This is a genomic window from Salinicola sp. (genome assembly GCF_982684285.1).
Genome location: NZ_CEXLVS010000137.1, coordinates 1 through 10,959 on the forward strand (window position 1 = coordinate 1; position 10,959 = coordinate 10,959).

The window sequence follows — 10,959 nt, forward strand, 5'->3', positions numbered from 1 at the left end:
CCGAAGCGCAATCCCACGTAGGCGCCGAGCACCCCGTAGGCCAATTCGAGGAGCGGCTGGGGTAGCACGATGGTGAGGACGCCGCTCAGGCTCAAGACGCTACCCAGTACCACCGGGCCGAGCAACGCGCCGGCGGGCAACCGCCGGTCGAATAACCACACGCCACCGACGACGATGGCGAGCGTGGCGGCGAAGCTGCCCAGCTCTCCCAGGCTGCCGGGCAGGTTGACAGCGTGCCCCCCGCCGCCACTGTCCGTCACGCCGAGGTAGTGACTGACCAGGGCGCCCACCAGCACGACGCAGACCACGCGCACGTACTGCATCGCCGCCACGATCCGCGGATCGGCATCGCTCTCCTCGGCCATCGCGACCATCGCCGCGGCGGCCCCCGGCGTGGTGCCCCAGGCGGCCGTCGAGCCGGGCAACCCGCCGTAGCGCACCAGCCCTATGCCCACGCCCAGGCTCAGCAGCAGCGTGATCGTCGTGGCGATCAGCATCACCGGCCAGGCATCGAGGATCTTGAACAGGACCGACAGGGTCAGCGTCTGCGCGATCAGCACACCGATCACGCCCTGGCTGAGCTTGAAACCGGCACGAGGCAACTTCAGGCCGCCGACCACTACCCCGTAGGCGATCGACACCGCCATCGGGCCGATGAAGCCGCCGGCCGGCATGTGCACCGCATTCAACAGCCGGTTGGCGATGACGCAGCCGATCACGAGCAGCAGCCAACGCATCCACGCAGGAGGACGGGAGCGGGATGGCGGGTTGCAGGGCACGGAAGGATCAGCGGGCAAGTTCGAACTCCGATAAAAGGCTAATGATATCAACTTTGGCCGGGACGCGGCATCGTTTGTCGACAATCTTTGGTTTCAAACTGTCAGCAACACGTCACACCCGCAGCACCGGGAACCACCGCTTACACGACCTCGGAAGGCTGCTACAGTCAATGAACCAGACGCGATGCCAGCCCCCGCCATGGAGACCGACATGTTTCGAAATCTCGTGACCTTCCCCGGTGCAGCCCTGTTGTTATCGCTCGGCGGCGAAGCTTTCGCCGCTGAGCCGGTGCAGAGCGGCCCGCCCAACGCGCCGGATCAGACCCCGGCATTCGACGGCCAGACCCGCGCGCCGGCGCTCGACGACGACGTCGCGCTCACGGCAACGCCGGTCACCGAGGGGCTGGCGCATCCGTGGGGCCTGGCTTTTGTCGACAACGACATGGCGCTGGTGACAGAGCGCCCCGGACGCCTGCGTGCCGTCGACCTGCACGCCGGAACGCTGTCCGCGCCCATCGAGGGGCTGCCGGAGATCGATGCCCGCGGCCAGGGAGGCCTGCTCGATGTGGTGCTCGACCCGGACTTCGCCAACAACCGACGAATCTACTTCAGCTACGCCGAGCCGAGAGACGACGGCGAGAACGGCACTGCGGTCGCCCGTGGCGTCCTGAGCCACGACCACGGCCGGCTGACGGATGTCGAAGTGATCTTTCGCCAGACACCGGCCTGGAACTCCACCAAGCATTTCGGCTCCACGCTGACCTGGGACGACCAGGGCCGGCTCTACGTGACCCTGGGTGAACGCTCGCTGCCAGAACCCCGCCAGCTGGCCCAGGATCGGGATACGCATCTGGGCAAGGTGGTGCGGATCAACGCCGACGGTTCGATTCCCGACGACAACCCGTTCGCCGATGGCAGCGCCGGTCTGCCCGAGATCTGGTCGTACGGTCATCGCAACGTGCAGGGCGCGGCGCTACAGCCCGGCACCGGCGAACTCTGGACCATCGAGCACGGACCCAAGGGCGGCGACGAGCTCAACGTGCCCGAAGCCGGCAATAACTATGGCTGGCCGGTGATCACCTACGGCGAGGACTACAGCGGGGCGCCCATCGGCGAGGGCATTACCGCCAAGGAGGGCATGGAGCAGCCCATCTATTACTGGGACCCGGTGATCGCGCCGGGCGACATGACGTTCTACCAGGGTGACCGCTTCCCCGGCTGGCAGGGCAACCTCGTCATCGCGTCGCTGTCGCCAGGCGGATTGGTGAGGCTGACGCTCGACGGCAAGCGTGTCAGCGGCGAACAGCGTCTTTTGGAGAAGCTGGGCCGCGTGCGCGACGTCGCGGAGGGCCCCGACGGCGCGCTGTGGGTGCTGACGGACTCGGCCAACGGCGCGCTGATCCGGATCACCCCCGAACAGGAGTGACTCCCGCATTCAAAGCGGCAGGTGCATGATCGCGCCACGGATACCGTTGGCGTCGATCCACAGCTTGCCCAGCGTGATCGGCAGGCGGAATCGACGCTTGCCCGCCGCGCCGGGGTTGAACCATAGCTTCCGCTCGGCACCTTCTCCCCGCCATTCGTTGCGCGGCTTGTGCGAGTGTCCGTGGAGCACGGCCTCGCACGCCATTCGACCGTCGACATCCGCGACATCGTGGACCAGTTGCAGCGCCCGGCCGTTGATCACCAGCAGTCGATGGGAGGGCAGCGCCGCGCACGCCCCTTCCCGATCGATATTGCCGCGCACACTGTACAACGGCCCCCGCTCCGCCAGGCGCTCGAGAATGGCCGGATCGCCGACGTCTCCCAGGTGAATCAGCGGGCGACAGTCTGCCAGCATCGCCAGCGCCTCATCACGCAGCAATCCGTGGGTATCCGAGAGGATCCCGACCGGAGACATCGTTTCGACAATATCTGCAGTGATGCTCATCGGTGACCTCCTGATGAAAAGTCGTGGGCGATCGAGGCGTGCAAACGAAAACGGCCCCGAGGGGCCGTCTGAAACGTTGCACGAGTCCGCTTCATGATTTGACGCTGGTGGACTTGCCCATGCCCTCGTCGGTCATGTTGCCGTCGGCATCGACCTGGCAGGTCAGGTTGTACTTCGCATTGCCCTCGCCGAGCAGATCGACGGTGAGTTCATACGCCTCGCCCTTCTGGTAATCGCTGGCGTTGGTCTCGTAGATGGATAGCCCCTCCATCTTCTCGGCGGCATCATCTTCCTGCAGCGCGAGATCCTGGCACTGCTGCGCCAGCGCAGGCGCGCCCTCCGACTGAGTCTCGGTTTCGTGGGCCGCCTCCTGCTCGTTGGTCTGCGCCCCCTCCTGCTTGTCCACGTTGGGCTGATCGCTCGTCTTGTCCTGCGCCATGGCGCCGCCGGCGGACAGCAGCGTAGTCAGCGCCAGGCCCAGCCCGGCATTCATCCATCTAGACGACTTTGCACCTCTCCCTGTTGTGCCGTTTGCCTTCGCAGTATAGGAGAGCCTCGGCATCCATGAGGTTACCGATTGCAAGAGCGCGATTCGCAGGGCGCGCTCAACCCCAGAGACGTTGGGTGGCGATCGCCGCGCCCTCGCTCAACGCCTTGAGCTTGGCCCAGGCCACGTCCTGGGCGACGAACTCGTAGCTGGCGAAGGTGCCGAAGCCGCAGTCGGTGCCCGCCACCACCCGCTCGCGGTCGCCGATGGCATCCACCGAGGCGCAGATGCGATTGGCCACCACTTCGGGATGCTCGAGATAGTTGGTGGTGACGTCGATCACCCCCGGCATCAGCAGCATCTGATCCGGCAGCGGATGGGTCTTGAACGAGACCGTCTCGTGCTCGTGGCGCGGGTTGCCCAGCGGGATGCTGAGTGCCCCCACCTTGGCGCGGTAGAGGATCGGCAGCAGCTCGGCCACCGGCACGTCGTCCTGGTGCGGCCCCTGCCAGTTGCCCCAGCAGACGTGCAGGCGCACCTGGTCCGCCGGAATGTTCTCCAGCGCCAGATTGATCGCCTCGACGTGCAGCTCGACGCGTTCGAGGAAGGTGCCAAGGTCGGCATCGCCGAACAGGATCACACGCTCCATGGCCAGATCCGGGGCATCCAGCTGCAGCACGTGGCCGGCGGCCACGATCGCCTCGTACTCCTGCTTCAGCTCGCAGGCGACGGCGAGCACGTAGTCGCGGTCGGTGGGATAGTCTGGGTTGTCCTGGGCGCGCAGCATGGTGGTGGTGACCACGCCGGGGGACGCCGCCGTCATGAAGGTCTCCCGCGGTGCCGGCTTGGCGGCAAGCGCAGCCTCGAACGAGGCCAGCTCCGCCTTGACCCCGGCCAGCGTCGGGTCGTAGCGCACCGCACGCTGGGCCAGCGGCGTGTTCCACACCTTGGCCAGATCCTCGGAGACGCCGATCTGGCGCGCCATGTGCTCGGCATAGCCCGGGAACTTCTGGATATCCAGCGTCGGCTTGCGCCGCCCCTCGCCGCCGAAGCCGCTCATGCGCTCGGTGACGTAGGTCGAGAAGCCCACCCGCGGCGCCTCGCCGTTGTTGATGCTGTCGAGCCCGGCATCGAGCTGGGCGCCGATCACGCCATCCAGGCAGCGCGCGACCTCGGCCTCGAACGCCGCGCTGTCGACCGGCTTGCCCTGCTCGCGCAGGACCAGCATGCGCGACAGCGCCGGCGTGCGCGGCAGGCTGCCGGTGTGGGTGGTGATGATGCGGTCGCGGCTGGTCTGCATGGGGGCTCCTCGGCGGGCTCGTGGTGATGAATCAGCCGCCAAGGATACCCAAGCCAGAGGCCAAGTAGACGCACGGCTGCATGAAAGTTGTGCAGCTCGATCATGAACCGGCCTCATGATTAGCGGCAACAGTCGCCTACCCACGAAAAACGCCCCGAGGCCAAGCCTCGGGGCGTTCGTTCAGCAACTGCGACCGCGCCGACTCGTCGCCGGCTCAGTCCTCCAGCGCTTCCGGCAGGTCGGTGACCGCACCTTTCGATGCGGAACTGACCGTCTTGGCGTACTTGGCCAACGTCCCGCGGGTGTAGCGCGGCGCCGGACGCTGCCAGGCCGCACGACGCCGCTCCATCTCGGCGTCGTCGATATGCACGGTCATGACATCGTTCTCGGCGTCGATGGTGATCTCGTCACCGTCCTCGACCAGGCCGATGGGGCCACCGACGAACGCTTCCGGCGTGATATGGCCGACCACGAAGCCGTGGCTGCCGCCGGAGAAGCGACCGTCGGTGATCAGCGCCACCTTGTCGCCCAGGCCGCGGCCCATGATCGCGGAGGTAGGCGTCAGCATCTCGCGCATGCCCGGGCCTCCCTTGGGCCCTTCGTAGCGGATGACGACGACGTCACCGGCGACCACGGTCAGATCGTTGATCCGGGCCTGGGCTTCCTCCTCGGAGTTGAACACGCGCGCACGACCGGTGAAGCGGGTCCCTTCCTTGCCGGTGATCTTGGCCACGGCCCCTTCCGGCGCCAGATTGCCGTAGAGAATGCGCAGGTGGCTGCTCGCCTTGACCGGCTTGTCCAGCGGTTTGATGATCTGCTGGTCGACCGGATACGGCGCCACGTCCGCCAGATTCTCGGCCAGCGTCTTGCCGGTGACGGTGATGCAGTCACCGTGGAGCATGCCCGCATCCAGCAGCACCTTCATCAGCGGCTGGATGCCGCCGATCGCCACCAGCTCGCTCATCATGTAGTGGCCGCTGGGGCGCACGTCGGCGAGCACCGGCACCCGCTTGCCGATCTCGGTGAAGTCGTCCAGCGAGAGCTCGACGCCGACGGTGTTGGCGATCGCCAGCAGGTGCAGCACCGCGTTGGTGGAGCCGCCGAGGGCGATGACCACGGTGATGGCGTTCTCGAACGCCTTGCGGGTCATGATGTCGGAGGGCTTGAGATCCAGCTCGAGCAGCTTGAGCACGGCCTCGCCGGCAGCGCGGCAGTCGTCGTGCTTGGTCTGGGAGACCGCTTCCTGGGCCGATGAGTTGGGCAGGCTCATGCCCATCGCCTCGATCGCCGACGCCATGGTGTTGGCGGTGTACATGCCACCGCAGGAGCCCGGCCCCGGAATCGCGGTCTCCTCGATCTGCTTGACCTCGATCAGCGACTTGTTGCCCTGGGAGTAGGCCCCCATCGCCTCGAACACCGAGACGATATCGGTATGCCCAGCGCCGGGCTGAATGGTGCCGCCATAGACGAAGATGCTGGGGCGATCGAGGCGCGCCAGCCCGATCATGCAGCCGGGCATGTTCTTGTCGCAACCGCCGATGGCGACCACCCCGTCGAAGCCTTCGCAGCCGGAGACGGCTTCGATGGAGTCGGCGATGATCTCCCGCGAGGCCATCGAGTACTTCATGCCCTCGGTGCCGTTGGCGATGCCATCGGAGATGGTGATGGTGTTGAAGATCACGCCCTTGCCACCAGCGGCGTCGGCGCCGTCACTGGCCGCTTCCGCCAGCACGTTGATATGACTGTTGCACGGCGTCACCCGGCTCCAGGTCGAGGCGATCCCCACCTGCGGCTTCTTGAAGTCCTCGTCGGTGAAACCGACGGCGCGCAACATGGCGCGACTGGCGGCCTTGCCGGGGCCGTCGACCACGTTGGCGGAGTGGCGGCGACGGGGGTCGGTATTTTCCGGGTAATCCTGACTCATCAAGCGCTCCTGTTTTCGTCTGTTCGCCTCGAGGACGGTTCGGCTGCCTCGTCGGGCGAAGGTTGAGCGACACATGCCGGCTGAAGTGATGCAGCGAAAGATGACGGTCGGCGTGCATCGAGGTGTCACGGTCACATGACAATGCTCGGACGCGATGGCTCTTGTGAAGCGGCTCTCATGAAGCGAATCGGACGCGCCCGATACAGAAAGGGTGGCCCCATTGTAACGGCACCGAGCGCGCGCGGACATCCGACGATGGCGGAAATCGCGCGTCTCTCGGGAGCGGCCATCCATGCAATACTGGCGGGCGTTGAATTTTCGCCTTCACCGGACCCCAAACGAGCCCGCCATGTTCGACTTCAAGGAAATCGAAGCCTTCGTCTGGATCGTACGACTGGGATCGTTCCGTCTTGCCGCACAGCACCTGCACCTGACCCAGCCTTCCATCTCGGATCGTATTGCCCGGCTCGAGGAGTTCGTCGGCGGGCCGTTGCTGGATCGCGCCCAGCGTCCGATCCAGCCCACGCCGAAAGGCCGACAGTTCTACCGCCACGCTCAGCACATGCTGGAGACGCGCCAGGAAGCGATGACGATGCTCGAGGCCAACAACCCGTTCCAGGGTGTGCTGCGCCTCGGCGTGGTCGAGACCATCGCTCACAGCTGGTTGCCGGCGTTCATTGCCGAGCTCGCCAACCGCTTTCCCGACATGACGCTGCAGCTAGAGGTGGATGGCACGCCGGGGCTCGCCAACCGGCTGCTCAACCGCCAGATCGACATGGCCTTCACGCTGGGGCCGGTGGACGCCCAGGACATACTCAGTCGGCCGCTATGCCACTATGCCACGGGACTGATCGCCACCCCGCAGTTGGGCTTCTCGGCCCAAACGTTCACGCTGGAAGCGCTGGAGCGCACCGGAACGCCTTTGATCACCTTCGCCAGCGACAGCCGCCCCTATCGGGAGCTGCAGTCTCTGTTGCATCAGCAGCGCCTGGAGCGGATCAAGCTGCACTGTTCCGGCTCGGTCTGGACCATCGTGCGCCTGGCGCTGGATGGTATCGGCGTTGGCGCCATCCCGCCCCGCATCGTCGAGCAGGAGATCGCCCGCGGCGAGCTCATCACGCTGCCCTGTGATCTGCCAAGGCTGGATTTTGCCGCCTCCTGGCCGCAGCACATCGACAAGGCACTGGCCGATGGCGTCATCGACCTGGCGATCGAACTCGGCCAACGGGACCAGCGCGAGCACGCCTGACGCTGGCAAGGCGTTACCGATGGACCTGACCATTGAAAGGTTTTGCCGATGAAAGGGAATCATAAAAATCGATTGGATTGATGCGCCGTGAACCCATAGCGTTGGATTGCATAAGGTGGCGTCCGGCCTTGGCGGTCGAAGCTGCCACGACAATGACAATCAGGATCGATGAAATGACCTCTCTCGACGCCACCGTCTCTCCGGCCGATGCGCGCGCCGCCATCCGCCGCGGCGACTGGCCCAGCACGACCACCGGCATCGCCAATGGCTACGCCCAGGCCAACCTGGTCATCATCCCCGAGGCCTACGCCAGCGATTTCCTGCGTTTCTGCATGGCCAATCGAGCGGCCTGTCCGGTGCTCGATGTCAGCGAACCGGGCAGCTTTCACCCGCAGGCACTGGGAGACGCGATCGACCTGCGCACCGACGTACCCCGCTACCGCGTCTACGAACACGGCGAACTGGTCGACGAGCCAACCGATCTGGTCTCCCGCTGGCGCGACGACCTGGTGACCTTCTCGATCGGCTGCTCGTTCTCGTTCGAGGAGCCGCTGCTCGCCGAGGGCGTGCCGGTTCGCCACATGGCAGCGCGCACCATCGTACCGATGTACCGAACCCGTATTCCGCTGATTCCCGCCGGCCCGTTCCACGGCAGCTACGTCGTCTCGATGCGCGCCATGTCGCCGGCCGATGCCATCCGCGCCGTGCAGATCACCACCGACATGCCCAGCGTTCATGGCGCCCCACTGCATCTGGCGCGACCGGAATTGATCGGCATCGACGATATCCACCGGCCGGACTTCGGCGATGCGCCGGTGATGGAAGCCGGCGATATTCCGGTGTTCTGGGCCTGCGGGGTGACGCCGCAGGTCGCGCTGATGAATGCGAAGCTACCCTTCGCCATGGCCCACGCGCCGGGTCACATGCTGATCACCGACATTCCCAACTATCGCCTCAAGTATCGGTAGCGGCGATATCGCGGCGGTCACGCTGCCCGCCCCTGCCGAAGGCTCGTAAAACAACCTCAACAAGCGAGACTCCCATGAAGAAGACACTGCTTGGCCTCACGCTCTCCGCCCTGACTGTCGGCCTTGCCCAGGGCGCTGCCGCCGATACCAGCCTCAATGTCGTCGGTACCTGGAGCGCGGTCTCACTGCACAAGAACTTCGAGAAGCCGTTCTGGACCGAGACCCTGCCCAAGGCGAGCGACGGCCAGATTCAGGTCCAGATGACGACCTTCGATCAGATGGGTATCGAAGGCAGCGATGTCTTCAACTACCTGAAGAACGGCCTGTTCAATGTCGGCATGACGTTCTCGGACTATGTCGGCGTCGAGGCGCCGGCGCTGGAAGGGCTCGATCTGCCGATGATGACCACCGATCCCGTCAAGGCACGCGAGGTCAGCGAGGCGTTCATGCCGATCGCCGAAAAGACGATGCAGTCTCACTACAACGCGCATGTGCTGGCGATCGCGCCCAACACGCCGCAGGTGGTTTTCTGCAACACGCCGATCACTGGTCTCGGCGATCTACAGGGCAAGAAGGTTCGCGCCAGCGGCCGCACCACGGCGGAGTTCCTCTCCGCCATCGGTGCCCAGAGCACGGTCATGGCCTTCAACGAGGTACCCGGCGCGCTCGAGCGCGGCGTGATCGACTGTGCCGTCACCGGCTCGCTCTCCGGCTACAACTCCGGCTGGCAGGATGTGGCCGATTATCTGCTGCCGCTGCCCATCGGCGGCTGGGATACGGTCATTACGGCGATCAGTAACGACACCTGGAACTCGCTCGACGACGAGACCAAGCAGACCATCGAGCGCCAGATCGAACCCGGCTTCATCGATCCGGTGTGGAACAACCTGGCCAAGGACGAGCAGCAGGGCATCGCCTGCCTGACCGGCAATGGAGAGTGCGAACACGGCAAGCCGGGCGACATGACACTGGTCGAGGTGACCGATGCCGACCGCGAGCGCGCCCACCAGGCGCTGGTTGGTGCCGTACTGCCGAGCTGGGCATCGCGCATCGACGACGAGACGATCTCGCTCTGGAACGCGAACGTCGCACCGCTGATCGCGCTCCCCATCGTCAAGTAAACGGGTCGCAGGGTCGGGCACGCCGGTGCCCGGCCCTAGACACCCGTTCTCAGCCGTCGGCAGGTACTCAACATGCTCACTCTCGTCTCTCTGGTCGACGCCCTCGTGGGCGCCGTCCGTCTTGTCTCGCGCTGGGCCGCTCGGCTCATCGGCCTGCTGCTGCTCGCCGTCGTGGTGATGGTCATCATGGAAGTGGTCAGCCGCAAACTGCTGGGTCACTCCTTCGAAGGCGTGCAAGAGTATGCCGGTTATGTCCTTGCCATTCTCTCGGCCTGGGGGCTCTCGCACACGCTGGTCGAACGTGCCCATATCCGCATCGATGTCGGCTACTCGAAGCTGCCGATCGCCGCCCGTGCGGCGCTCGATCTGCTCTCGATACTCGCCGTCAATCTGGTCGGCTGGATGATCGTCATCCACGCCTGGCCGGTGTTCTCGGGGTCACTCTCCAATCACACCACCGCCAATACGCCATTGTCGACGCCGCTGTGGATACCGCAGCTGGTCTGGGTGTTGGGCTACACCTGGTTTGCCCTTGCAGCGGCGGTGCTCGCGATTCGCGCCCTGCTGGCGGCGATCGGCGGCGATAGCGCCACGATTCGGGCGCTGATCGGCATGGGCCACGACGCCGACCCGCTCGAGGCCGCACCACTCGAAACCAACCAGCTCGAGGCCAGCGAGCGCGACAACGCCGCGGCAGGAGGAAAATCCTGATGCTTGCCTATCTCTCCATCGGCATTCTGGCGCTGCTGCTGACCGGCATTCCGGTCGCCATTGCGCTGTTCCTGCTCGCCTTCGGCGTCGATCAGTTCTTCTCGTTCTTCCCGCTGATGCGGGCGCTCGGCCAGAATCTGTGGTCGGCGGCCGACTCCTTTCTGCTCATTGCGATTCCGCTGTTCGTGCTGATGGGCGAAATCATCGTGCGCGCGGGCATCGCCGAACGCGCCTATCGCGCCATGGATCACTGGCTCTCCTGGCTGCCCGGCGGTCTGCTGCATGCCAACGTGATGACCTCGATGCTGTTCTCGGCGACCTCTGGATCGTCGGTGGCCACCGCCGCGACGATCTCCACCGTGGCGCTGCCCCAGGGCGACAAGCTCGGCTATCACCCGCGGCTCTTCTGCGGCAGCATCGCCGCCGGCGGCACGCTAGGGATCCTGATCCCGCCCTCGATCAATCTGATCGTCTATGGCTTCCTGACCGA

At 65.5% G+C, this 10,959-nt stretch carries 11 protein-coding genes; 6 read left to right on the top strand and 5 right to left on the bottom strand.

All coding sequences use genetic code 11. The features are described 5' to 3' along the window. A partial coding sequence (locus tag AC3AYF_RS12725) for an AbrB family transcriptional regulator (protein WP_487779812.1) occupies window positions 1–797 on the bottom strand: 797 nt, incomplete at its 3' end. Window positions 798–990: 193 nt separating this feature from the next. Here AC3AYF_RS12725 and AC3AYF_RS12730 point away from each other — a divergent pair. Beyond that, a complete protein-coding gene (locus tag AC3AYF_RS12730) occupies window positions 991–2,205 on the top strand; it encodes a PQQ-dependent sugar dehydrogenase (RefSeq protein ID WP_295037961.1) in 1,215 nt (404 codons plus the stop codon). Window positions 2,206–2,214: 9 nt separating this feature from the next. Here AC3AYF_RS12730 and AC3AYF_RS12735 read toward each other — a convergent pair whose 3' ends face one another. From AC3AYF_RS12735 to ilvD, 4 genes are all read right to left on the bottom strand, one after another. Further along, the gene (locus AC3AYF_RS12735; RefSeq protein ID WP_295037959.1) at window positions 2,215–2,709 is read right to left on the bottom strand and encodes a metallophosphoesterase family protein; all 495 of its coding nucleotides are present in this window, start codon (window positions 2,707–2,709) and stop codon (window positions 2,215–2,217) included. 91 nt (window positions 2,710–2,800) lie between these two features. After that, on the bottom strand, window positions 2,801–3,202 hold the full coding sequence (locus AC3AYF_RS12740; RefSeq protein ID WP_487779813.1) for a hypothetical protein: 402 nt from the start codon (window positions 3,200–3,202) through the stop codon (window positions 2,801–2,803). A 112-nt stretch (window positions 3,203–3,314) separates the two neighbouring features. After that, window positions 3,315–4,496 (bottom strand): uroporphyrinogen decarboxylase/cobalamine-independent methonine synthase family protein, encoded by a 1,182-nt coding sequence (locus tag AC3AYF_RS12745; RefSeq protein WP_295037955.1) that lies wholly within the window; start codon window positions 4,494–4,496, stop codon window positions 3,315–3,317. Between the two features lie 214 nt (window positions 4,497–4,710). Beyond that, on the bottom strand, window positions 4,711–6,420 hold the full coding sequence (gene ilvD, locus AC3AYF_RS12750; protein ID WP_295037953.1) for a dihydroxy-acid dehydratase: 1,710 nt from the start codon (window positions 6,418–6,420) through the stop codon (window positions 4,711–4,713). A 349-nt stretch (window positions 6,421–6,769) separates the two neighbouring features. On the opposite strand from ilvD, the gene AC3AYF_RS12755 reads away from it, so the two are divergent. From AC3AYF_RS12755 to AC3AYF_RS12775, 5 genes are all read left to right on the top strand, one after another. Then, the gene (locus tag AC3AYF_RS12755) at window positions 6,770–7,669 is read left to right on the top strand and encodes a LysR family transcriptional regulator (protein WP_295037951.1); all 900 of its coding nucleotides are present in this window, start codon (window positions 6,770–6,772) and stop codon (window positions 7,667–7,669) included. Between the two features lie 173 nt (window positions 7,670–7,842). After that, window positions 7,843–8,637, top strand: coding sequence for a putative hydro-lyase (locus AC3AYF_RS12760; RefSeq protein ID WP_295037949.1), 795 nt, complete (start codon window positions 7,843–7,845; stop codon window positions 8,635–8,637). 74 nt (window positions 8,638–8,711) lie between these two features. After that, complete coding sequence (locus AC3AYF_RS12765; RefSeq protein WP_295037947.1) at window positions 8,712–9,758, top strand: TRAP transporter substrate-binding protein; 1,047 nt, start codon at window positions 8,712–8,714, stop codon at window positions 9,756–9,758. Window positions 9,759–9,830: 72 nt separating this feature from the next. Then, window positions 9,831–10,469, top strand: coding sequence for a TRAP transporter small permease subunit (locus tag AC3AYF_RS12770; protein ID WP_295037945.1), 639 nt, complete (start codon window positions 9,831–9,833; stop codon window positions 10,467–10,469). Beyond that, window positions 10,469–10,959, top strand: a 491-nt coding sequence (locus AC3AYF_RS12775) for a TRAP transporter large permease subunit (protein WP_295037943.1), incomplete at its 3' end; no start/stop codon positions are given. The genes AC3AYF_RS12770 and AC3AYF_RS12775, both read left to right, overlap by 1 nt.